The organism is Stenotrophomonas sp. TWI273 (assembly GCF_039674765.1).
In the GTDB taxonomy this organism is placed as follows: Bacteria; Pseudomonadota; Gammaproteobacteria; order Xanthomonadales; family Xanthomonadaceae; genus Stenotrophomonas.
In genome coordinates this window covers 308,507-330,324 of record NZ_JBDJOA010000003.1, presented here as the reverse complement: position 1 = coordinate 330,324, position 21,818 = coordinate 308,507, and the positions used below count along the sequence as shown (strand labels likewise).

Annotated in this window: 20 protein-coding genes; 6 read left to right on the top strand and 14 right to left on the bottom strand. The window is 69.2% G+C overall.

All coding sequences use genetic code 11. The features are described from left to right. Complete coding sequence (locus ABE571_RS06060) at nt 1-1,137, bottom strand: tetratricopeptide repeat protein (RefSeq protein ID WP_346493372.1); 1,137 nt, start codon at nt 1,135-1,137, stop codon at nt 1-3. A gap of 230 nt (nt 1,138-1,367) precedes the next feature. On the opposite strand from ABE571_RS06060, the gene ABE571_RS06055 reads away from it, so the two are divergent. From ABE571_RS06055 to ABE571_RS06040, 4 genes are all read left to right on the top strand, one after another. Beyond that, nucleotides 1,368-1,973, top strand: a complete 606-nt coding sequence (locus ABE571_RS06055) for a hypothetical protein (RefSeq protein ID WP_346493371.1) — start codon at nt 1,368-1,370, stop codon at nt 1,971-1,973. A 47-nt stretch (nt 1,974-2,020) separates the two neighbouring features. Beyond that, the gene (locus tag ABE571_RS06050) at nt 2,021-2,200 is read left to right on the top strand and encodes an oxidoreductase-like domain-containing protein (RefSeq protein WP_346493370.1); all 180 of its coding nucleotides are present in this window, start codon (nt 2,021-2,023) and stop codon (nt 2,198-2,200) included. 14 nt (nt 2,201-2,214) lie between these two features. Then, the gene (locus ABE571_RS06045) at nt 2,215-2,862 is read left to right on the top strand and encodes a DUF998 domain-containing protein (protein ID WP_346493369.1); all 648 of its coding nucleotides are present in this window, start codon (nt 2,215-2,217) and stop codon (nt 2,860-2,862) included. Between the two features lie 78 nt (nt 2,863-2,940). Further along, nucleotides 2,941-4,287, top strand: a complete 1,347-nt coding sequence (locus tag ABE571_RS06040) for an AcvB/VirJ family lysyl-phosphatidylglycerol hydrolase (RefSeq protein ID WP_313219051.1) — start codon at nt 2,941-2,943, stop codon at nt 4,285-4,287. Nucleotides 4,288-4,314: 27 nt separating this feature from the next. Here ABE571_RS06040 and mprF read toward each other — a convergent pair whose 3' ends face one another. Beyond that, a complete protein-coding gene (gene mprF, locus ABE571_RS06035; RefSeq protein WP_346493368.1) occupies nt 4,315-6,879 on the bottom strand; it encodes a bifunctional lysylphosphatidylglycerol flippase/synthetase MprF in 2,565 nt (854 codons plus the stop codon). Between the two features lie 193 nt (nt 6,880-7,072). Between mprF and ABE571_RS06030 the strand changes: the two genes are divergently transcribed. Continuing rightward, complete coding sequence (locus ABE571_RS06030) at nt 7,073-7,420, top strand: RidA family protein (RefSeq protein WP_121038644.1); 348 nt, start codon at nt 7,073-7,075, stop codon at nt 7,418-7,420. Between the two features lie 125 nt (nt 7,421-7,545). On the opposite strand, the gene rnfB is transcribed toward ABE571_RS06030, so the two are convergent. The 8 genes from rnfB to ABE571_RS05990 all read right to left on the bottom strand — a co-directional run bounded on the left by rnfB (nt 7,546) and on the right by ABE571_RS05990 (nt 15,664). After that, complete coding sequence (gene rnfB, locus ABE571_RS06025; protein WP_313219047.1) at nt 7,546-7,965, bottom strand: Rnf electron transport complex subunit RnfB; 420 nt, start codon at nt 7,963-7,965, stop codon at nt 7,546-7,548. Between the two features lie 28 nt (nt 7,966-7,993). Further along, the gene (locus ABE571_RS06020) at nt 7,994-8,635 is read right to left on the bottom strand and encodes an HAD family hydrolase (protein WP_313211390.1); all 642 of its coding nucleotides are present in this window, start codon (nt 8,633-8,635) and stop codon (nt 7,994-7,996) included. A gap of 60 nt (nt 8,636-8,695) precedes the next feature. Then, nucleotides 8,696-10,774 carry a methionine--tRNA ligase gene (gene metG, locus ABE571_RS06015; protein ID WP_313219045.1) on the bottom strand — a complete coding sequence of 693 codons (2,079 nt, stop codon included), beginning with the start codon at nt 10,772-10,774 and terminating at the stop codon, nt 8,696-8,698. A gap of 98 nt (nt 10,775-10,872) precedes the next feature. Further along, a complete protein-coding gene (locus ABE571_RS06010; RefSeq protein WP_121038630.1) occupies nt 10,873-11,316 on the bottom strand; it encodes a DUF2147 domain-containing protein in 444 nt (147 codons plus the stop codon). A 101-nt stretch (nt 11,317-11,417) separates the two neighbouring features. After that, a complete protein-coding gene (locus ABE571_RS06005; RefSeq protein ID WP_313212532.1) occupies nt 11,418-11,837 on the bottom strand; it encodes a VOC family protein in 420 nt (139 codons plus the stop codon). Then, nucleotides 11,834-12,880, bottom strand: coding sequence for a serine hydrolase domain-containing protein (locus ABE571_RS06000; RefSeq protein ID WP_313219232.1), 1,047 nt, complete (start codon nt 12,878-12,880; stop codon nt 11,834-11,836). Before ABE571_RS06000 ends, ABE571_RS06005 begins: the two co-directional genes overlap by 4 nt. Nucleotides 12,881-12,938: 58 nt before the next feature. After that, the gene (locus tag ABE571_RS05995) at nt 12,939-14,855 is read right to left on the bottom strand and encodes a DUF885 family protein (RefSeq protein WP_313212533.1); all 1,917 of its coding nucleotides are present in this window, start codon (nt 14,853-14,855) and stop codon (nt 12,939-12,941) included. Nucleotides 14,856-14,986: 131 nt separating this feature from the next. Then, nucleotides 14,987-15,664, bottom strand: coding sequence for a DUF502 domain-containing protein (locus ABE571_RS05990; protein ID WP_070425632.1), 678 nt, complete (start codon nt 15,662-15,664; stop codon nt 14,987-14,989). A gap of 99 nt (nt 15,665-15,763) precedes the next feature. Between ABE571_RS05990 and ABE571_RS05985 the strand changes: the two genes are divergently transcribed. Continuing rightward, nucleotides 15,764-17,035, top strand: coding sequence for a hypothetical protein (locus ABE571_RS05985; RefSeq protein WP_346493367.1), 1,272 nt, complete (start codon nt 15,764-15,766; stop codon nt 17,033-17,035). 22 nt (nt 17,036-17,057) lie between these two features. On the opposite strand, the gene ABE571_RS05980 is transcribed toward ABE571_RS05985, so the two are convergent. The 4 genes from ABE571_RS05980 to ABE571_RS05965 all read right to left on the bottom strand — a co-directional run bounded on the left by ABE571_RS05980 (nt 17,058) and on the right by ABE571_RS05965 (nt 21,625). Further along, nucleotides 17,058-17,789: a hypothetical protein gene (locus tag ABE571_RS05980; RefSeq protein ID WP_346493366.1), complete on the bottom strand. Its 732-nt coding sequence runs from the start codon at nt 17,787-17,789 to the stop codon at nt 17,058-17,060. Between the two features lie 50 nt (nt 17,790-17,839). Beyond that, complete coding sequence (locus ABE571_RS05975) at nt 17,840-18,304, bottom strand: DUF4442 domain-containing protein (protein ID WP_313212536.1); 465 nt, start codon at nt 18,302-18,304, stop codon at nt 17,840-17,842. Between the two features lie 70 nt (nt 18,305-18,374). Continuing rightward, complete coding sequence (locus ABE571_RS05970) at nt 18,375-20,006, bottom strand: CHASE2 domain-containing protein (protein ID WP_313212537.1); 1,632 nt, start codon at nt 20,004-20,006, stop codon at nt 18,375-18,377. Then, entirely contained in the window at nt 20,003-21,625 is a 1,623-nt protein-coding gene (locus ABE571_RS05965) for a FecR domain-containing protein (RefSeq protein ID WP_313219230.1), read from the bottom strand. Before ABE571_RS05965 ends, ABE571_RS05970 begins: the two co-directional genes overlap by 4 nt. Nucleotides 21,626-21,818: the final 193 nt, after the last annotated feature.

The window sequence follows — 21,818 nt, the reverse complement described above, 5'->3', positions numbered from 1 at the left end:
TCAGTTGGCGTTGGTGCCGCGCTGGCGCCAGCGCTGCAGGCTGTCCAGCTTGGCCTGGTAGCGGGATCTGAGGGCGTCGCCGTTTTCGCCGGCCAGATCCCGCGCGCGCTGCATTTCGATCGAGGCCCGGCGCGCATCGCCGGCCAGGAAGTAGCTCCGGGCCAGCGCGAAGTGGAAGGGATGGGCGGTCTCGTAGAGACGCACGGCCCGGCGGTAGAAACGCACCGCCGCGGCGTAGTCCCGGCGCTGCTCGGCCTGCGCGCCGAACATGTACTGGGCGAAGGGATCGTTGCGCTGTACGCGCGCCAGCCGGCTGGCCAGCAGGCCGGCCTGGTGGGTGTCGCCCATGCGCCGGTACAGCGCGCTGGCATTGCTCAGGCTGGCGCCATGCCGGGGTTGCAGGCGCAGGGCGGTTTCATAGTCCTTGCGGGCCTGGTCCAGCGCGCCGATGCGCGCGTCCAGAACGCCCAGGTTGTTCCAGGCGGCCACGAAGTCCGGCGCCATGCCCAGCGCGGCCCGGAAGTAGGCGCGGGCGCCCCCGGTATCGCCGGTGGCCATGTGGTCGGCCCCGCGGTTGTTGTAGAAGTGCGCCAGCGTGCGTTGCCGGGTGATGCGCTGCGGGCCGAGGGGGTCGTACAGCACGCTGTGGTCCAGATCGACCGTGCCGCTGCGCCCGTCCAGCACGATGCCCGCATTGACGTGGCCCACGCTGTAGATCACCCCGGAGGCCTGGTACCAGCTCACCACCTGCGCCACTTCCTGGACATGCGCATCGATGCCGGCGAGGTTGGCCAGCGTGACGAACAGCAGGGTGAAGGACAGGCAGTTGGCGCGCCGCGTCTGCCACGTTTCCGTGATGGTGTGGGTCGCGTCGGGGTCGTAGGCCAGGTGCAGCCCGTGTTCGTCGAAGATCATCTCGACCAGCCGCTGCAGGCGGCGCTCGCGCGAGTAGCCCGGGTCGATGACCCGTTCGTGCAGCAGGGCGAGCAGCGGGGCGGGCACCTCCAGGATCTGCGCCGGCGTGGGCAGTGCGGTGGCACTTGGCGCAGCTGCGGCCGGCGGCGCCGTGTCGGCCGCCCAGGCCGGCGCGGCGGCCACGGCCATCCACGCGATCAGCAAAAGTCTGCATGCGGTCATCGCCGTCACCTCGCGAGGCGTTGGGGTCCGTCCGGTCCAGTCTAGGCGGGTCGTCGGGCGCTGGCATGCCGTTCATCGGCGGATAGCGCCATCCACAGGGGATGTGGATCAGCGGTCGACAAACATGTGGATAACCGGGCGCACCCACTGCGCGGCAACGGTTCTGTGAGGGTGGTCAAAAAACCACCGCCCGGCTTGCCAGCGTCGCTGCGACGGCCAATCATGCGTGCATGCACGTCGAACCGATTCCGCTGCCCGCCGGGCAGCTTGCCGAGCTGGAAACCGCCTACGCCCTGCCGCCGCGGGCGTATCACAACTGGTCGCACGTGCAGGCCGTCCTGCAGCACTGCCGCACGGTCGCCGAGGCTGGGCCGGGCTGGCTCCGGCCGCGTGAGGTGCAGTTGGCCGCGCTCTATCACGACGCCATCTACGATGCGGGCCGCGGCGACAACGAAGCGCGCTCGGCCGAGATGGCACGCCAGGCCATCGCACGCTGGCTGCCGGAGGCCGGGATCGATGCGACGCGGGTGGTCGAGCTGATCGAACTGACCGCGCGCCACAGCAAACTCGCGCCCGGCGATGTCGATCCGGAAGCGGCACTGTTCCTGGATTGCGACATGGCCATTCTGGGGGCGCCGGCGGCGGTGTTCGATGCGTACGACCGCGGGATCGCCGAGGAGTATGCCGGGCACGTGCCGGGCGTCCTGTTCCGGCTCAACCGTCGGCGCTTCCTCAAGCAGGTGCTGGGGCAACCGCGGATCTTCCTGAGCGACTTCTTCCACCAGCGGCTGGATGCGGCCGCGCGCGACAACCTGCGCCGGCGGGTTGAGCGCTGAACCACGCCCGCTACACTGTGCGCGCTGTTTTCCCTACGTGTGTGGCCATGTCCGTATCCGTTCCAGATCCCGATCCGCGTCCGCAGCCGCCGGAAGAACCCGGCCCCAACGAGTGCTGCGGCAGCGGCTGCCCGCTGTGCGTGCTGGATCTGTACAGCGATGAGCTGCAGCGCTACCGCGCCGCCTTGGCCGCGTGGAAGCAGCGCCACCCCGATGCCGCCGACTGACCCCAGGAACTGCGATGTCGCTTCCCCTGCCACGCCCTTTCCGCTGGCCCGCGCAGCAGCACGCACGCGTTGCCCTGCTCACGCTGGTGGCGCTGGCGCTGTTCGTGGCCATCGCGTTGTGGACGCAATGGGCCCGCGATGACCTGGACTGGGTGCAGGCCACGCTGAGCCTGTACCTGCATGGCCCCTGGGGGCTGGCGCTGCGCACGGCTTACTGTGTGCTGGCGCTGGCGATCATGCTGCTGGCCGTCGCGCTGCATGCCAACAGCCGATCACCCCGGCGCAGTCCGGCCGCGCCGCTGCTGTTCTGGGTGGCCGCGCTGGGATTGATGGGGGTGGCGATCGGCGACAGTTGGCTGCCCGAGCGCGCGCCGCTGCTGGCACCGCTGGTGCACGGGCTGTCGGCCAATACCGCGTTCCTGTGCGTGAGCGTGGCGATGCTGCTGCAGAGCTGGTACCTGCGCGCCGATCCGCGCTGGCGCACGTGGGCCGGGCCGGCCTGGTGGTGGGCCTGGCTGTGCTTCGTGCTGCTGTGGCTGCACGTGCTGTGGCGCGGCCCACCGCGCGGCGCTGGGCAGAAGCTGGTGATTGCCGTGGTGCTGGTGTGGCTGGTCTCGGTGGCCTGGCAGCTGTGGCGGCAGGCGCGTCGCGACGCGCGCTGAGCGTCCGGCCACGCTGTGTACATGCCCTTGGCAGGGCAGGGGCGTATCGTTGGCGCACTAGTCATGGGATGCGCGACGATGCGGCGAGCCGGTTGGGGGATGATGCTGGGGGTGGTGCTGGCGGGGATGTCCGGACAGGCGCTGGCCGCGCCGCCGCAGCAGCTCAGTCACGGGCGTTTCGAGAACGTGCCGGTGTACCTGCCCGACGGTCGCCCGCAACGGGTGGTGGTGTGGTTTGACGGTAGCGCCAGCCATGCCGACAGCCAGCAGCGCATCGATGCCTTGCGTGCGGAGGGCGCCCTGGTCGCCCAGGTCGATGTCGCGCACCTGCGCCAGGTGCTGGCCCGCGAGAAGAGCGGTGATTGCGCCTTCGGTGCCGGCGATGTGGAGAATTTCTCCCGCTGGTTCCAGGCCTATCTGCACGTGCCGGGCTATCACCTGCCGCTGATCGGCGGGGATGGCGAGGGCGCGGCGCTGGCCTACGCGGTGGCCGCCCAGGCCGATACCCAGGTGTTCGCCGGGTTGCTCACCACCGGCTTCTGCCCGTCGGGCGTGCGCGAGCGCAAGGTCTGCGGCGCCGGCAGCAGCCACGGCCGCCTGCAGCCGGCCGACCTGAACTTCGCCTGGTTGAACGCCGCCGGCGATGTGCATTGCCCGGCCGGCGAGTCGGCTGCGTTCGTGCGCCAGGTCGGCATGGGCCGCCAGTTCGAGCGCACCGCGCGGGGCGACGCGTTGCCCGGCCTGCTGGCCGCGGCCAAGGTGATCGGCGCGCAGAAGGGCGTCAGCCTGGCGCCGCCGCCGGATGACCTCAAGGGCCTGCCGGTGGTCGATGTGCCGTCGAGCAAGCCGGGCGACACCTTCGCCATCTTCGTCTCCGGTGATGGCGGCTGGGCCGGGTTGGACAAGGAAGTGGCCGCGTCGCTGAGCGAGGCCGGGGTGCCGGTGGTCGGGGTGGATTCGTTGCGCTACTTCTGGACCGCACGCACGCCCGACGGCTTCGCCCGCGATCTGGAGCGCATCGCCACGCACTACAGCCGCCAGTGGCAGCGCCGCAACGTGGTGCTGGTCGGTTTCTCGCAGGGCGCCGATGTGCTGCCGGCGGCCATCAACCAGCTGTCACCGGCTACCCGTGAATCGGTCTCGATGATCGCGCTGCTCTCGGTCGGCAAGACCGCCGACTACGAGTTCCATGTCAGCAACTGGCTCGGCGGTGGTGGCGATGGCCTGCCGATCGCGCCGGAGGTGGCCAAGCTGCCCGCCGGCAAGACGTTGTGCGTCTACGGCGAAGACGATGGCGACGCGCTGTGCCCGTCGCTTCCCGTCGGCGGCAATGCGCAGGTCATCAAGCTCCCCGGCGACCATCACTTCAAGGGCGATTACGACCGCCTCGCCGACACCATCGTCCAGCATCTGCCGGCGCGCTGAGCGTAGCCGGCCCCGGCCGGCACAGGCTCAATCGTGCCGGCGCGGGTCCAGTGAGATCAGCCGGGTCGCATCGAGCAGGGCGGCGGGCAGGTGCACACCGCCCGGCGCGGCCAGATAACGTGCGCGCCAGACCGGGGCGAACTTCGACTTGAAACGACGCAGGCCGCTGAAGCCGTAGAAGCGTTCGCCATGCCGCGCGACCACATTGGCGAAGCGGTTCCAGCGCCCGGCGAGGCGATGTTGGGCCAGCCCGGACAACGGTGCCATGCCCAGCGAGAACCGGTGGAAACCCTGCTCGCGGCCCCACAGGAACAGCTCGATGAACAGGAAATCCATCGTGCCTTTGGGCGCATCATCGACGTGCCGCATCAGGTCGACCGACAGCTCATTGCCCGCCGGCGCCTGCCACAGATTGGCGAAGGCCACGATGCGGCCTTCGGCTTCCACCAGGGCGACCGGAAAGCGTGACAGGTAGGCCGGATCGAAACTGCCCAGCGAAAAGCCCTTCTCATCGCCGGCCTTGTCATCCAGCCACTGCTGGGAGACCACCGATAGTGCCGGCAGCAGCGCGGGGACTTCCTCGGGCGGCGCAACCCGGAAGGTCAAGCCACCGCGCTTGCCGCGGTTCCAGGCCTGGCGCAGGTCCGCGCGATCGCGGCCTTCCAACGTGAACGCCTGCAGCGGCACCATCGCCTCTTCGCCAAGCTTGACCAGGGTCAGGCCCAGGTCGAGATAGGTCTGCCAGTGCGCCTCACCAACCTGGTAGAACACCGGGCGCAGGCCGAGCCGATCGGCTTCCTCACGGAAGCGCCAGATCAGCGCACGTACCACGTCGGGCGGGCCGACCGGATCGCCCATCGCGATCAACGAGCCGCCGTAGCGCTGCATCATCACGAAGCCTTGCTGCGCCTCGTCACGCAGCACCGCCTTGTCCGCGGTGAGCACGAGGCAGGCCTGGGTGTCTTCGGCCGCTGCCAGGATCGGCGCGAGCGCGTCCAGCGTGGACGCATCAGCGGCCGGCAACGGGCTGCGCGTGCTGTGCAGCAACCGCGCCAGGCCGAAGATGGTCAGCGCGATCGCCACCAGCAACAACGCACGCAATGCACGCGGCGCGTTGCCCTGCAGCGCGAACTGCCACCACAGCTCGTTCTGGTATTCCACGTGGCTGTAGACGAAGAACAGCAGCCAGATCACCGCGACCAGCACCAGCCCGAGGTTGCGGATCCACGGCCATGACCAGGCCTCGTCCAGCAACGCGCCCTGGCGATAGAACTCACGGCGCGAGGCCCACAGCGCGGCGGCCACCAGCAGCGCTGACAGCGCGATCAGCACCTGCCCACCGCGCAGCCAGATCGGCAAGGGCGAGAGCACACAGATGCCAAGCGCGAGCATCCACGCGGCGTGGCTGCGCCGCTGCAGGCCCTGGCCGATCAGCAGCAGCGCGACACCGGCCAGACTGCCAAGCAGGTGCGAGGTTTCCAGGATCGGCAGCGAGGCGGTGATCAGGTGCCGGCGCGGCGTCGGCAGGGTGCCATCGATCACCAGTGCCGCGCCGACGCTGAACACCGCCAGCGCGATGATCTGCGGCAGCCACGGGCGCAGCGCGGTCCAGCCGACCCGGGTGGCACCGGCACCGGCACGCAGCGGGCGGCGCAGCGCCGGCGCGACCGCCAGCACCGTCGCCAGCAGCAGCGGCAGCACGTAATAGGTCACGCGGTAGATCAGCGCCGCCGCCAGCACCGCAGCGGGTGCGACCTGCGGCAACAGCTTGAGCAGGCTCCACTCGAACACGCCCAGGCCGGCCGGCACGCTGGAGATCAGGCCGGCCAGCACCGCGACCAGATACAGCCCGACGAAACCGGGCAGGCCGGTTGGCGTATCCATCGGCAGCAGCACATAGAACGCCGCACTGGCCAGCACCAGTTCGACCACGCTCAGCGCAGTGACACCGAGCATGGTGCGGCGGTCGGGCAGCCACAAGGCGTGCCCGCGGATCTGGAAGCTGCGGCCTTCACGCCCCACCAGCAGCACCGTGCCGACATAGGCCAGCAGGCCGAGAACGCCGATGACCCGCACCGCCTGCACCGGGATCGGCAGCGCCAGCGCGGCAGCGCCGGGTTCAAGCAGGAAGGCCAACGCCAGCAGCAGCCACGCCCCGAACACGAAGCCCAGTGTGCTCATCAACACGACCTGGCCGATCTCGCCCAGGCTCAGCCCGGCACGGCCATAGCCACGCAGGCGCACGGCACCGCCGGTGAGGGCGGCAAAGCCCAGGGTCTGCCCCAGCGTATGCGCCAGGAACGCGGTGATGCCGACCCGCGCCGGATGCAGGCGCTTGCCGCTGCGGCGCAGACCGATCGCATCGAAGCCGATCAGACAGGCATAACTGGCCAGGCCAAGCAGCACGGTCAACGCGATCTGGCCGGCGCCCAGATGCCGGAACGCCTCGCGGATCGCGCGGTAGCCATGCTCATCGAATTCGTTGGCCAGGCCACGCAGGGCCAAGGCCAGGATCACCAGCGGGATGACGACGGTTGCGGCGCGGCGCCAGGGGGCGCGGGCCGGCGTGGGAGCAGGGGCGGTGTCGGTCATCGGTACAGCGTGCTCCGGGGTGGGCGATGAAAGAGTCAACACAGGCGTGGCCGCCTGACCGGCAAATCGTGCGCCTGATGCCGGCGCTTGCCAAGCGGGTGCGCTGTGCGTGCTGTGGCTGCTTTGCGCACCGGGCCGGGCAGGCGCACGCCGCATCGGTGACAATGCGGTTTCATCCAGAGGAGTAATCGCCATGTTGGAACGTTTCGACGTTGGTCCGCGCATGTCCGAAATGACCGTGCACAACAAGGTCGCCTATCTGTCCGGGCAGATCCCCGAAGACACCAGCCAGGACATCACCGGCCAGACCCGTCAGGTGCTGGAAGAGATCGACAAGCTGCTGGCGCTGGTGGCCAGTGACAAGCAGCACATCCTGCGCGCGGAAATCTTCCTCGCCGACATCAACGATTTCGCCGGCATGAATGCCGCGTGGGATGAGTGGGTGGTGGCCGGCATGACCCCCGCCCGCGCCACGGTGGAAGCCAAGCTGGCGGATGCGAGCTGGAAAGTGGAGATCGTGGTGACGGCGGCATTGCCGTAAGCGCACCGCGGAACCGCTGGGCGCCATGGTGATCGACGCATCGCCGTGCGCCCAGACCCTGCCGCTACCGCGAGGCGCATGGCGCATGGCGCCCGGCGCCCGGCGCCCGGCGCCCGGCGCGAGAGTCAGGGCGCGCGGACCAGCTCGATGCAGTCCACCGGGCACGGCGGGATGCACAGCTCGCAGCCCGTGCACAGATCGGCGATGACGGTGTGCATGAACTTGGCGCCGCCGACGATCGCATCGACCGGGCAGGCCTGGATGCACTTGGTGCAGCCGATGCAGTCGGCTTCGATCACCACCGCAACCTGCGGTGCCTTGTGTGCACCGCGCGTGCGGTCGAATGGCAGCGCCGGCACACCCAGGACGTTGGCCAGGGCGCGCGCGCCGGCATCACCGCCCGGCGGGCAGTGATCGATGCCCGCCTCGCCGCGTGCCATCGCCTCGGCATACGGGCGGCAGCCGTCGTAGCCGCACTGCCCACATTGGGTCTGTGGCAGGAGGCGGTCGAGGCGTTCGGTGAGGGTATCGATGGGGAGGCTCATGGCGTGGCGGTGGCTGCGCGGTGGGGCATCAGGCCCGGCTGTCCCGCGCCGGTGGGAGGGGCGCCGGTGGATTCCGACGCGGCGTCATGGGCTTGCCGCGATACCAGCGCTCGTGGGCGAGCGCGAGCATCGGGCGGTCTTCGCCGCTGTCGCCGTAGGCGTGGATGCGCAGGTAGCGCGCGAGGTCGTAACGCCGGCGGATGTGCTCCACCTTGTGCGGCGCGCAGTCGCCCTCGGCGTAGCGCCCGGTGAGGCGTCCGTCGCGGCTCTCCAACCGGTTGCAGATCAGGTCCAGCCCCATCGCCTCGCACCACGGGCGCAGGTACAGGTCCAGCGAGCCGGACACGATCACCACGGTGTGCTGTTGTTTGAGATGCCAGTGGATCTGTTCGAGCATCTCCGTCCGCATCACCCCGGGCAGCACATCGCGCGCGTAGCCGGCGGCCTGTGCGGTGATGTCCTCCAGATGGCGGTCGGTGAAGGTCAGGCGGGTGACGCGGGCGCGGATGCGTTGCGCGGAGATCAGCTTGAGGCGATAGGCCAGCAGCCACGGACCGACCTTCCACCACGCCTGCGCGAGCTGCTCCGGTGTGGCCACGCGGCGCAGGAAACGCCCGTAGGTATCGCAGGTGGTGACCGTGTGGTCGAAATCGAACAGCGCCAGTTCCAACCCACACCTCCAGGCAGACGAGCGTGGCAGGGCGACCCGGTGGCCGCCCTGTCGCAGCGATCAGCGGACCGGCATGCCCGGCAACGCGGCGCTGTCGGCATCCAGCAGCGCCAGCGCGCCGCCGTCGAAGCCGGCCGACAGGATCATGCCTTCGCTCAGGCCGAAGCGCATCTTGCGCGGGGCCAGGTTGGCGATGAAGACCACGCTGCGGCCGACCAGCTGCGCCGGCTCGCCGTAGCTGGCGCGGATGCCGGAGAAGATCTGGCGCTTGCCCAGGTCACCGGCGTCGAGTTCGAAACGCAGCAGCTTGTCCGACCCTTCCACGAATTCGCAGACCAGCACCTTGCCGATGCGCAGATCCAGCTTGGCGAAGTCGTCGATGCCGATGTAGGCCGGTGCGGCCTCGCCATCGGCCGCCGCGACCGGCGCCGGTGCGGCAGCGGGCTTGGCCGGTTTGGCCGGGGCGGCGGGGGCCGGGGTGGCGGCCTGCAGGGTGTCCTTGGATGCGTCGGTCATGGCGTCGATTTTTTTCGGGTCGATACGGGTGAACAGGGGCGCGTACACCGCGATGGTGTGTGCGGTCAGCGGGGCGGCGATGTCGGTCCAGGCGTGCACGGGCGCGGCCAGGAAGGCCTCGGCCTGCGCGGCGGTGGCCGGCAGCACCGGCTTGAGTGCGGTGACCAGCACGCGGAACAGGTTCAGACCCTGGGTGCAGACCGATTGCAGCTGCGCGTCGGCGCCGTCCTGCTTGGCGATCACCCACGGCTTTTCATCGTCGATATAGCGGTTGGCTTCGTCGGCCAGCGCCATGGTCTGGCGCAGTGCACTGGCCGGATCGTTGCGCTCGTACGCCTCGCGGATCGGCGCCAGCGCGGCGACGAAACGGTCGTACTGGGCGGCATCGGGCAGCGTGGCGGCCAGGCGGCCCTCGAAGCGCTTGCTGATGAAGCCGGCGCAGCGGCTGGCCAGGTTGACGAACTTGCCGACCAGATCCGCGTTGACGCGCGCGATGAAATCGCCCAGGTTCAGGTCGAGGTCGTCCACGCCGCCGGAGGACTTGGCCGCGAAGTAATAGCGCAGCGCTTCCGGTTCCAGCCCGGCATCCAGGAAGGTGCGGGCCATCACGAAGGTGCCGCGCGACTTGGACATCTTGGCGCCATCCACGGTCAGGTAGCCGTTGACGTGCAGGCGGGTCGGGGCGCGGTGGCCGGTGCCGTGCAGCACCGCCGGCCAGAACAGGCCGTGGAAGTTCACGATGTCCTTGCCGATGAAGTGGTGCAGCTCGGTGCTGGTGCCGGCGCGCAGGTGCGCGTCGAAATCTTCGCCGGTCTTCGCGCACAGCGCCTGGAAGCTGGAGAGGTAGCCGATCGGCGCATCCAGCCACACGTAGAAGTACTTGCCCGGGTGACCCGGAATCTGGAAGCCGAAGTACGGCGCATCGCGCGAGATGTCCCACGCGCGCAGGCCACCCTCGGCGTTGAGCCACTCACCCAGCTTGGCCTTCACGCCCGGCAGGGCGACGTCGCCGGCCAGCCACTCGCGCAGGAAGCCTTCGAAGCGGCCGACCTCGAAGAAGAAATGCTCCGAATCGCGGATTTCCGGCGTGGCGCCGGAGATCACCGATTTGGGATCCTTCAGGTCGGTCGGGCTGTAGGTGGCGCCGCAGACCTCGCAGTTGTCACCGTACTGATCCGGCGTGCCACAGTTCGGGCAGATGCCCTTGATGTAGCGGTCCGGCAGGAACATGCCCTTGGCCGGGTCGTAGAACTGGGCCACGGAGCGGCGCGCGATGTGCCCTTCGGCCTCGAGCTTGAGGTAGAAGGCTTCGGTCAGCGCCTTGTTGGCCGCCGAGTTGGTCGAGTCGTAATGATCGAACGCCACGCCGAACGCGGCGAAATCACGCTCGTGGCTGGCCTGGATGTTGGCGATGAAGGCCTCCGGGGTCACGCCGGCCTTCTCGGCCGCAAGCATGATCGGGGTGCCATGGGTGTCATCGGCGCAGACGAACCAGGTCTTGCCGCCGCTCATTCGACGCGCGCGCACCCAGATGTCAGCCTGGATGTAGCCGACCAGGTGGCCCAGGTGCAGCGGGCCGTTGGCGTAGGGCAGGGCGGTGGTGACGAGAGCGGTGCGGGTCATGATGAGCGCTGTTGCCAGGGGAACCGGGGATTATCGCACGCCAAAACGCAGTAACCCGGCCGAAGCCGGGTTACGGGGGGACAAAAGCAGCGCCGGGCTTACTCGCGCACCCAGGTCTGGGCGCGGCAGATGAAGGCCACGCAGCCGGACACGTCGAGCTTGGCGCCGCCGGTCTGCAGCTTCATCTTGGACTTGTAGGTCTTGCCGTTGCCCGGATCCAGGATGGTGCCGCCGGACCAGGCGTTGGTGCCGTCGGCCTTGAGGTTCCACAGGATGGTCATGCCCTTGACCGGCTTGTTCTTGTTGGCGCCCTCGCAGCCGTCGCAGACCGGATTCGGGCCCTTGTCCGAGTGCAGGATGTCCACGACCTTGCCGGTCAGCGTGCCGTTGGTGGCCTGGGTGATCTCTACGATCGACTTCACCTTGCCGGTCTTGTCGTCGATGGTCTTCCAGCGGCCGACGGCGCCGTCGGCGGCGCTGGCCGACATCGCGGCCATCATCAGCGGCAGCGCCAGCAACAGGGTCTTGAAGGTCTTGCGCATGTTCCCCTCCCAGGGATGTCCGTGAACGCCGGCGCAGGCGGCCGGTACAAGGCCGACTGTATACCCATTCGCTCCGGTACGGAACGTGCCCGGCGCACGGTTCAGCCGGCGTCGGCCGGGATCTCGTACAGCTCCAGCGGCAGGTCGTCCGGGTCGGCGAAGAAGGTGAAGCGGCGGCCGGTGTATTCGTCCACCCGGATCGGTTCGCAGGCCACCCCGGCCGCGGTCAGGCGGGCGATCATGGGCTCCAGCGTGTGCACGCGGAAGGCCAGGTGGCGCAGGCCCTGCGCCTCGGGGCGGCTGGGCCGTGTGGGCGCGCCCGGGAACGAGAACAGCTCCAGCTGGCTGCCATCGGGCAGGGCCAGATCGAGCTTCCAGGAGTCGCGCGCCGCGCGATGGTTCTCGGCGATCACCTGCAGGCCGAGCACGCGGGTGTAGAAATCTCTGGAGCGGACGTAATCGGCGCAGATCAGGGCCACGTGGTGGATGCCGATCAGTGGGGAGGCGTCAGAAGCGTTCATTGCACGGTGTCCAGCCAGCGCCGGGCGATCTGCAGCGCCAGCGGATAGGGTTCGGGGGCGTTGCGGTTGCTGAGTACGATCACGGTGAGGCGCTGCGCCGGATAGCGCAGGATCACGTTGCGGAAGCCGATGCTCTCGCCGCTGTGCCACTGCGCGCCACCGTTGAGCCGCCAGCCGAAACCGTAGAACGGCACGTCCGGCTCGGCGGTGGGAGTGGCAGGGGAGAACATCTGCTTCAACGATGTCGCCTTCAGCAGGCGCTGGTCATACAGCGCCGCATCCCAGCGCGCCAGGTCATCCAGTGAGGAATACACCCCACCATCGCCGAGCACCGCGCTGGTCGGGCTTTGGTCGGTACGCTGCCAGCGCCCGTCGCGCTCGCTGTACCCATAGGCGCGGCGCGCGATATCGTCCACGCCGTCCTGATGGGCCACGCTGTCGCGCATGCCCAGCGGCAGGAAAATCCGCTGGTGCAGGAAGGTCGCGAAATCGCTGCCGGAGGCCTTGCCGACCACCAGCGCCAGCAGCGCGTAGCCGCTGTTGCTGTAGCGGTAGGCCGTGCCGGGCGTGAAGTACGTCCGGTCCTGACCCTCCAGCAGATGCAGCACATCCGGGTCATGCACCTGCGCGGTCGCGTCGGCGGCCATCAGGTCTTCGTAGTCGAGCAGGCCGCTGGTGTGGCTGAGCAGCTGGCGCAGGGTGATGGCATCGGCGGCTGCGGGCAACGAGGGCAGCCACCGCTTGAGTGGATCATCCAGGCTCAGCGCGCCGTCTTCGGCCAGCAGCAGGATCGCCGCGGCGGTGAACTGCTTGCTGACCGAGGCCAGGCGGAAATTGGTCTGCGCGGTCACCGCGGTCCGGTCTTCCAGCACCGCCAGGCCGTAGCCGCGCCGGAACACCGGCTGGCCGTCGTGCAGGACCAGCACCGCGGCGCCGGGGACCTGACCATCGTAGCGCTGCATCAGCGCATCGATGCCCGGATCCGGGGGCGTCAGCACCGGCGCTGCGATGACGGCGCCGCTACCGCTCCCGGCGATGCACATCGCGCTGATCCACACACGCAGATGCCGGACGATGTGCATGCTCGGTTTCCTTCAGGGCTCAGGGCGCGGGCGTGGCCGCGCCACTCTGGTTGGCGATCCAGCGGGCGATCTTGGCATCGAGGATGTCCAGCGGCATCGAACCATCGCGCAGCACTTCCTCATGGAAGCGACGTGCGTCGAAACGCGGCCCCAGTGCCGCCTTGGCCTTGTCGCGCAGCTCCATCATCTTCAGTTCGCCCAGGCCATTGGCCAGGGTCTGCCCGGGCAGGGCCATGAAGCGCTCCACTTCGGCGGTGGCATCGCTGGCGCTCATGTCCGCGGTCTTGACCAGATAGTCCACGGCCTGGCGCTTGCTCCAGCCCTGCGCGTGCACGCCGGTGTCGGCGGACATGCGCGCGGCACGGGTCAGCGCGGCCTGCAGATAGCCGATCCGCTCGTAGGGATCCTGGTAGACGCCCAGTTGCTCGCCCAGCGACTCGGCATACAGGCCCCAACCCTCCACGAAGGCGATATCGCCGCCCAGACGGCGGAAGCGTGGCAGCTTGTCCAGCTCCTGCTGCAGGCCCAGCTGCACGTGATGGCCGGGGATGCCCTCGTGCAGGAACTGCATCGGTGCGGACCAGCGGCGGCGGCTCGGCAGATCGCCGGTGTTGATGTACAGCACGCCCGGGCGCATCCCGTCCGGCAATGGTTGCTGGTAGCTCACCGCGCCGGCGGTGGCCGCGCGTTCGGGCTCGACCGCGCGGATCTCCATCGGGGCCTTGGGCAGCGTGCCGAGCAGCGTCGGCAGGCGGGCGTTGACCTGGCGCTGCAGCTGCTTGTAGCGGTTGAGCAGCGCATCGGCGTTGGCGTACTGGAAATCACGGTCGGTGCGCATGGTGCGCAGCAGTTTCTGTTGCGAGCCACGGATCTTGTTGTCTTTCATGATCGTGGCGATCTGCGCCTGCAGCGTGGCCACGCGTTGTTCGGCCAGGGCATGGATCTGTTCGGGCGTCAGCGTGGATGCGGTGCTCTGCACGATGGTCTGTGCATACCAGGCCTTGCCGCCGGGCAGGCCGGCCAGACCATCGGTGCTGCGCGCGGCCGGCAGGTACTCGGTTGCGATGAAGCCGCGCAGGGCGCGATAGGACGGCATGATGCGGAACTCGATCATGCGCTTGTATTCGGCCGTGATGCGCGCCTTGTCGGCCGCCGGGAAATCTTCGGGCAGGTTGCGCACCGGCGCCCAGAAGATGCTCTCTTCCGCGGTCGGCTTGATCACCGCATCCAGCTGCGGGAGTACTTTTTCCATCAGGTCACGCGGCTGCACCACACCGGCGGCCATGCCTTGGCGCATGTTGGCGATGGCCTGCTCGAACAGGGCCGGAATGCCCAGCGAGCGGCGCGACCAGCCATCATAGTCCTGCACCGTGTTGAACGGCTGCGCACCGGAGCCGGAGCCGAGAATGGCCATGATGCTGCCGAGGTTGTAGTACTGGCTCACCGGCAGCATCCAGCCAGGGAACTGCTCGGCGGCCAGCGACATGCGCGCGTCGCGAACGAAGATTTCGTAGCTGAGCAGATCCTGGCCGGTCAGGCCGTCTGGCCCGATCTTCTCGACCTTGCCCAGCCACTCCACGGTGAAGTCATGCGACTGCTGGCGGTAGGCGGCAGAGAGGATGTTGGGCAGCTGATCGTTGTGCCGGCTGTCGCCCTGGAAGGTGGCCTGCAGCGGATTGAGCCGCATCGAGGCATCCCAGTACTCATCGTAGATCCGGTCCAGCTGCGCGGCCTTGGTCTGCTGGCGCACCAGCGGCTGGCGGGCCGGGGCGGCGGCCGGGCGCGCACGCGGCTTGGCCTTGGGCTTGGCGGCGGGCCGGGACTGCGTCGCGGCGGGCCGGGTGGCCTTTTTCTTGGCAGCTTCGGCCGGAGCGGCAGCGCTGAAGGCCATCAGTACGGCGATGGCAAGCGCCAGGGCGCGGGCGGGGTGGGGCATCGGCTGTTTCCGTAAACGCACAGACACGGGAGCTTGCCCGATTCGCCTGCGTACGGCCAGCATCGGCCCCCGGTCAGGTTTGTCATGTACGGCGCCCAGTCAGCTGCGGCAGCATGCTGCTGCCGCGATGCTCAACGATCGCCGGCGCGGGTGAACGGCATGGTTTCCGGGGCGACCGCGCCGCCGGAGATGATGAAGCTCATCGCCTGGTCCACGGTCCAGTCGGTGGGCGTGAGCAGCTCCACCGGCACGATTTCCAGATAGCCCGAGGTCGGATTGGGGGTGGTGGGTACGTATACCGCGGCCAGCTCGCGGCCGCTGCCTTCTTCCTTCATCACCCGCGTCACCAGGCCAACCGACTTCATGTCGCGATGCGGGAAGTCGATCAGCACCACACGCTGCGTGCTGCCCGGTTCGGTCTGCAGCATGTCCAGCAGTTTCTTGGCGCTGTCGTAGATGATGCTGGCCAATGGAATGCGTTTGATCACCGCACCGAACCAGCGCAGCAGGCGCTGGCCGATCACGCGGCGGCTGAGTACGCCCACCGAGAGAATCACCAGCAGCGTGGCGGCCAGGGCGATGATGTCCTGCATCCACTCGACCTTGATCCAGCCCAGGTAATGCGGGAACGAGGCGGCGATCTGCTCGGAAAGCGGCACCACCAGCGGGCTGGAAATGCCCGAGAGCAGCACGAACACGAATTTGACCACCACCCAGGTCAGCCAGATCGGCAGCAGGGTCAGCAGGCCGGTGAGGAACAGGCGCTGCAGGGAGGGACGCGGAACGAGTTGGGGGGCTTCGGGCGACATCTGCGCATTGTAGCGGTGGCGATGCCCGGTTTACGCTGCCCATCCCCGCAGGACGCGGGGTCTGGGGAGAATGCAGTGGTGAGGAATGGACTGAAATGGGTGGGCATCTCGATCCTGAGCCTGGTGCTGGCCGTGGCGGGGCTCTGGGCGGCCTCGCGCTTCTGGCCGCTGCCGGCCGAGCAGCGTGAGGCGATGCGGCTGCTGCAGGCGCCGCTGCCCCGGCCCGGTGAGAACGGCTTCAGTGCGTTGTGGACCCTGCGCTACGACGGCCTGGATGCCCGCGGGCGCGAGGCCCTGATGGCACAGGATGTCGAGCGCTGGCGAAACGGCACGCCTGGCCAGCGGCCGGTAGCGTCCAGCGCGGAAGGGCGGTTCCCTGCGGTCCCGCTGCCGGCGCTGGCGCGTTGTGGCGGCCGGGGTGTCGGTTGTCTTGCAGCGGTGCGTGCGGACCCTGAGGGGTTCGCCGCCACGCATGCCGGCCACGATGCGCTTCACCAGCGCGTGGCCGCGCTGGCCGGCTACGGTCATTTCGTCTCCCCGTTCGAGCCGTTCGGGACCGACCCGATAGTGCCGCTGCCCGTCTTTCAGCCGGTGCTCGATCCGCTCTCAGCCCACGCACTTGCGCATGTGCGGGGCCACAGTGGCACCGCACTTGCCGGTGCCTGCGCGGACATCCTCAGTGGTCGGGCGATGACGGGGCAGGGCGATACGCTGATCACCAGCATGATCGGCGCGGCGATGGTGGAGAGCAACGCGCGGCTGCTGGCGGACATGCTGGTTGAACTGCCCGCCGACGCTGCACTGCCTGCAGTCTGCGCGGCGGCACTGGCGCCGATGACGGCCGGCGAGCAGAGCCTGTGCACGGCGATGCGCGGTGAGTTCGCGTTGGCTGGGGCGGGCGTGCGGCCGTCCACTGGGAACCCGGACGGCCATCGCCTGTTGCTGGATGTGCCGCGCACTCTGGCGCGCATGGCGCCCCGCTATGCGTGGGCGTGCGCCGCCAGTGCAGAACTGGTGGCAGCGCGCGACGCGCCCACGCCCATTCCCGGGCCCGCGCAGGATCGCTTTGCCTGCATCGCCAATCCACTGGGCTGTGCCGTGGCCAACATCGGCGGGCCGGACATGCGGCAGTACGCCGGCCGGCCGCAGGACGCCGCGGCGATGCTGCGGCTGGTCGCCGCGCAGCGCTGGCTGCGGCAGCAGCCCACGACGTCGTCGGAGACGCTGAAGCGCTTGCCCGAGGCGCTGCGTTCGCCCACCCGCACGCCGGTGCTCAGCGACGATGGCCAGTGGCTGCAGGTGGAGCGGCGCGTGGTGATGGACGAGGCCGGGCCGACGCTGCAGGTGCCGATGCGCGCGCCCGCACGATAAGGGGCGTGCGGCGACGCGGTGCTTACCGATCCTGCGCCGGGGCGAAGGGGTCGAAGTCGCTGCCATCGCCCACCGTCTCCAGCGTCCAGCGGCGTGGCGAGGTGAGGGTCTCCCAGCGCACGGTGTCCTGGTCCGATTCGATGCTGCCTTCGGCATGGCGCACGCGGCGGGTCGAGTAATTGATGCTCAGGCTTTCGGTCTGACCGGAGTTGCGCATCATCGAGTCGCGGTCATAGCCGATCAATGCGAAGGCACCGTTCTGCCAGCGGAAGGTGTAGCTGGCAGAACCGGTGGACCAGCTGCCAGCGTTGGAGAAGAAGGACAGCGTGGTGCGCAGTGTGCCGCCCACGATCGAGACGCCGTCGCCGTCTTCAAACACATCCGACAGGTTCGGCGCCTCGTGACGGGTGATCAGCGTGTGGTTCTGCGCAGCGAGCGTGTAGCCGGCCGGCGTGGCCCAGGCGATGGCGAGCATGCGTGGATTGCTGTCCAGCGGGCTGATGCCGAAGCCATCGTGTTCGACGATGTTGCGCGCGTCCTGCTGGCGCAGCACCAGAACGAGATCATCGCGCCTGTCGCCGTTGAGATCGCCACGCAGCTGCTGATCGATGCGCCAGCCGGACGGCACGAAGCCCTCGGCTTTGGCCGCGTGAGCCGGCAGGACCGGGTAGTCGACCGGCGGGATCCGCAGCTCCTGTGCGGCGGCGGGCAGGACGACGAACAGCAATGGGGTCAGCAGCAGGCGCAGGCGCATGGTCTTCCGTGGCGTGAATCCGGCGCGCGAGCATAGCAGCGCGCCAAGTCTCACCCTGCGCGCTGGCGCGCCTCGGGCTTGAGACGCAGGTACACCTGCTTGCGCACGCGGGCGATGACCTCGCCGTTCGCATCGACAATGTCATTGCTGAACCAGTGCAGGTACTTTTCCCCGCTGGCCGTGGCGGCACGCAGTTGATCCAGCAGCGCCTCGTCCAGCCGGAACTCGGCAACCACCGTCCCGCGGCCCGGCTTGAGGAATTCGATCTCCCCCGCACGGTCCCAGACGTAGTAATCGCGCCCCAGGTTCTGCATCACGGTGAGCATCCAGAACGGATCGGTCATCGCGAACAGGCTGCCACCGAAGTGGGTACCCACGTAGTTGCGGTTCCACGGGCGCATGCGCAGTTCGACGCGCACATGGCGATAATCCGGACTGACCGTTGTCACGTGGATGCCCGTGAACAGGAACGGCGGCCACAGGTTGAGGCCAAGGCGGAAGACGGAGGCCTTCATTCGGAGTGCATCTCAGTGCTGAGGGTGACGGGAGTCTACCATTCGCCTGCGTATGGGTGCCGTGGGCGTATCAGCCCAGCCCGCCATCATCGACCGCATACCCATTCCGTCCGGCGGCCTTGGCCTGGTACAGCGCGGCATCGGCGCCTTCGAAGAAGTGCCGCGGCTCGGTGCCGGGCGTCGGCACCCGGGTGAACACGCCGACGGTGACCGTGATGTGCGTGGTCGTGCCGCGGCCGGCGGGAATTTCCAGCGCCTGCGCCCGTGCAACCAGGTCCTGCACCACCTGCACTGCGCCTTCCGGCGTGGTGTCGGGCAGGATCAGCGCGAACTCGTCGCCGCCAAAGCGCGCGGCCATGTCGCGCGGCCGGCGCGCGTGCGCCCGGATCTCCTGCGCGATCCGGCGCAGCACGGTGTCACCGGCCTGGTGACCAAAATCGTCGTTGTGGCGCTTGAAGTGATCCACGTCGATCAACACCAGGCTCAGCGGCCGTCCGCTGCGGCGGCCGGCATCGTGCTCGGCCTGCAGGGTCTGCTCGAAGCGCAGCCGGTTGCCCAGCCCGGTGAGTGCATCGCTGTTGGCCTGGCGGCGCCAGGCGCTGACCCGCCACAGCGTCCAGGACAGGATCACCGCCAGCATGCCGATCAAGGCGGCGGCCGGCGCGAACCACAGGTTGCCGGCGCGCAGCAGCACGAAGCTCGACAGCAGCGTCAACGGCAGGGCGAGCACGCCGCTCAGCCACGCCCGCGGCAGGGTCAACAACAGGCAGCACACGGCCACCAGCAGCCCGGAGAGGGCGCTATGCCATGCCAACGGCAAGGGATGGATCACCTTGTCGGCGAGCAGCATCGAGGCGACGTTGGCCTGGTACTCGCTGCCACTCATCCAGCGCTCGCGGGTGGTCGGGGTCAGCAGGCGCGTCGCGATGCCGCTGGCGGTCATGCCGACCAGCACCAGGCGGCCGCGCAGCAGCGCCGGATCGACCTCGCCGTTGAGTACATCGGCGTAGGAGACCTGCGGGAAGCGTTCGGGCGGACCGGCGTAGCGTAGGCGCACGTAGTGGTCGCGGCGCCACTGGTACGGCGACACCAGGTCTGGCTGATCATCGTGCAGCCCGGGCAGCGGGCCGTGCGTGCCCGCCAGCGCCAAGCCAAGCGCCGGCCAGTGCGGTGAGCCGATGCCGGCAGTGAGGTACAGGCCGCGGGCGACGCCATCGCCGTCCACTTCGATGTCGCTGTGACCCAGACTCGCCGCGTTGGCGGCGATCAGCGGAATCGGCAGCAGCTCTTCGGCCATGCGCGGGCCACTGGCGGGCGCGGCCAGCACCGGCAGCACCACTTGCCCGTTGCGCCGGATCGCCGCGGCCAGTTCGGCATCCTGGGTACTGTCCTGGCGGTCCGGTTCGGACACCATCAGGTCCAGCACGACGCGCGCGGCGCGGGCGTCGGTCAGCCGGTCCAGCAGGCGCGCGTGGGTACCGCGCGGCCACGGCCACTGGCCCAGCTGCTGCAGGCTGTTGTCGTCGATGGCCACGATCAGCAGGCGCGCATCGGGCGTGTATTCCCAGCCGCCGACGTAGGCGTCGTAGACCACCTCATCCTGTTTCCAGAACCACTGCCAGTGACTGGCCACGACCGCCAGCGCGCCGACCAGTGCGGCCAGCGCGATGCGTTGCGGCCAGGGCAGGTGCAGGGGCGTCACAGCAGCAGCCACAACAACAGCGCACCGCCCCCGGTGGCGTAACAGGTCCGGCACGGCAGGTCGATCTGCTGGGCCGGCGAGAAGGGACCGGCGTAACCGTCCTCATCGATGTACTGCACGCGCACGTGCAGCGTGCCGCGCCAGGGGCGCTTGATCGAGACCGCCGGCTGGGCCAGTTCCTGATCGAGCAGCGGGGCACGGAAGTCGCCACGACGGTCCAGCTGCACGCGATAGCGCTGGCCGGGTTCGCCGGCCTGCCAGCGCAGCGTCAGCTGGCCGTTGGCGGCCTCGGGCGGCTGCAGCGCCGGGTCGACCGGTTCGTCGGTGATGGTCAGCGGCAGCGGCTGCCCGAAACGCCCGCGGTCGCCGTTGCGATCCACCGATGCCACGCGCCACACATACTCGCCCGGGGGGAGGTCCAGGACGGGACGCAGGTGGGTGGCGCGGGTGTCCTGTTCGAGCAGGAGAGGGAGGAACTGCGGATCGCGGGCGATCTGCAGCACCGTGCGCTCGGCCCCGGCCACCCGGGTCCATTCGAAGCGCGGCCGCGCGCTGTTGAGGGTCTGGCCATGCAGCGGCCGCACGGTCAGCGGCGCGACCGGCTGGTCACGCACCTGGAACGCCTGCTCGGCATCCAGCCCTTCGACCTGTTCGGCGCTGACCGCGCGGACCAGCAGGCGCAGCTCGCCCGGCGGCAGATCGGGCAGGGTGAGTGCGGTGGTATCGGTATCGCGCGCGAACAGCAGGACCTCCGGCTGGTCGGCGCGCACGACCTCGACCCGGTACCCGGCAGCCTCTGGCACCGGCTGCCAGGCCAGCGCCGCGGGCAGGGTGGCCAGCCGCTGCGGCTCGCTGGACAACACGGGCGCGGGCAGCAGCGCCTCCAGGCCGGCGGGGCGTGCATCGAGCGAGGGACTGCGAGTGGCCTGGCCGCGGCTGACCAGGCGCTGGCCGCGGCGGTTGCCGACCTGCACGCGGCCCTCCAGCACTTCGGTGGCCGCGCCCCGGCCATCCTGGCCGGCGCTGACCCGGAACACGGTGCCACGTACGCTGCTGGTCGCCGTCGGCGCATCGATGATGTAACGCGAGGCCGGGCCGTTGGCCGGGGTCACCCGGTTGCTGGCGCGCCCCTGTTCCAGGCGCAGGCGGGTATCGACCATGCCGGTGCGGCCGTAGCGGGAGAGCTGGTCGAAGCGCAGGCGCGAACGCTCGCGCAGCTGCAGCCGCGAATCATCGGCAAAGACCACGGTGACGCTGGCATCCTCGCCGGTGACCAGTTCCTGCCCGATCCGCAGCAGGTCGCCTTCGATGACCTCGCGAAGGGGCTGGCCGTCGGCCTGGCTCTGCACCGGGCCACGTACGGCCAGTACCCGCGCCGGGGCGGGCTGCACCTGCAGCCAGGCGACGGGGAAACGCAGCTGGCTGCCGGGCGGCAGGCGGTAGGGATCGGCGATGCCGTTGTGCGACTGCAACTGCTCCCAGGCGATGGACGGCTTCAGGTAGCGGGCACTGAGGTCCCAGATCGTGTCGCCGGGGCGGACCCGGTAGGTCCAGTCCTGCGCCAGGACCGGCGCGGCAGACAGCATCATGGCGGCCAGCACCAACAGGCGGGCGGCCATCGGGAAGCGGAGGAATCGGGTCAATCTCACGGTCATTCACGGCCCTGCAAGGCGGGGCGCAGCCAAGTAGGCCGCCATGGCCCAGACCTCATCCTCCCCGATGGATCGCAGCCTCCAGTGGGCCGCGGCGGCATTATTGCCCGGGAGTCGTGCAGGGTTTCTGAACGTGACTCACGTCACACATCGAAGTTGC

Excerpts from the sequence above, each read along its gene's own strand:
- ABE571_RS05995 (WP_313212533.1), bottom strand. The coding sequence starts at position 14,855 with ATGCCCCACCCCGCCCGCGCCCTGGCGCTTGCCATCGCCGTACTGATG.
- rnfB (WP_313219047.1), bottom strand. The coding sequence starts at position 7,965 with ATGAGCCTCCCCATCGATACCCTCACCGAACGCCTCGACCGCCTCCTG.
- ABE571_RS06005 (WP_313212532.1), bottom strand. The coding sequence starts at position 11,837 with ATGAACGCTTCTGACGCCTCCCCACTGATCGGCATCCACCACGTGGCC.
- ABE571_RS06050 (WP_346493370.1), top strand. The coding sequence starts at position 2,021 with ATGTCCGTATCCGTTCCAGATCCCGATCCGCGTCCGCAGCCGCCGGAA.
- ABE571_RS06040 (WP_313219051.1), top strand. The coding sequence starts at position 2,941 with ATGCGGCGAGCCGGTTGGGGGATGATGCTGGGGGTGGTGCTGGCGGGG.
- ABE571_RS05975 (WP_313212536.1), bottom strand. The coding sequence starts at position 18,304 with ATGAAGGCCTCCGTCTTCCGCCTTGGCCTCAACCTGTGGCCGCCGTTC.
- ABE571_RS06055 (WP_346493371.1), top strand. The coding sequence starts at position 1,368 with ATGCACGTCGAACCGATTCCGCTGCCCGCCGGGCAGCTTGCCGAGCTG.
- ABE571_RS06060 (WP_346493372.1), bottom strand. The coding sequence starts at position 1,137 with ATGACCGCATGCAGACTTTTGCTGATCGCGTGGATGGCCGTGGCCGCC.
- metG (WP_313219045.1), bottom strand. The coding sequence starts at position 10,774 with ATGACCCGCACCGCTCTCGTCACCACCGCCCTGCCCTACGCCAACGGC.
- ABE571_RS05990 (WP_070425632.1), bottom strand. The coding sequence starts at position 15,664 with ATGTCGCCCGAAGCCCCCCAACTCGTTCCGCGTCCCTCCCTGCAGCGC.
- ABE571_RS05980 (WP_346493366.1), bottom strand. The coding sequence starts at position 17,789 with ATGCGCCTGCGCCTGCTGCTGACCCCATTGCTGTTCGTCGTCCTGCCC.
- ABE571_RS06030 (WP_121038644.1), top strand. The coding sequence starts at position 7,073 with ATGTTGGAACGTTTCGACGTTGGTCCGCGCATGTCCGAAATGACCGTG.
- ABE571_RS06010 (WP_121038630.1), bottom strand. The coding sequence starts at position 11,316 with ATGCGCAAGACCTTCAAGACCCTGTTGCTGGCGCTGCCGCTGATGATG.
- ABE571_RS06045 (WP_346493369.1), top strand. The coding sequence starts at position 2,215 with ATGTCGCTTCCCCTGCCACGCCCTTTCCGCTGGCCCGCGCAGCAGCAC.
- ABE571_RS06000 (WP_313219232.1), bottom strand. The coding sequence starts at position 12,880 with ATGTGCATCGCCGGGAGCGGTAGCGGCGCCGTCATCGCAGCGCCGGTG.
- mprF (WP_346493368.1), bottom strand. The coding sequence starts at position 6,879 with ATGACCGACACCGCCCCTGCTCCCACGCCGGCCCGCGCCCCCTGGCGC.
- ABE571_RS05965 (WP_313219230.1), bottom strand. The coding sequence starts at position 21,625 with ATGGCCGCCCGCCTGTTGGTGCTGGCCGCCATGATGCTGTCTGCCGCG.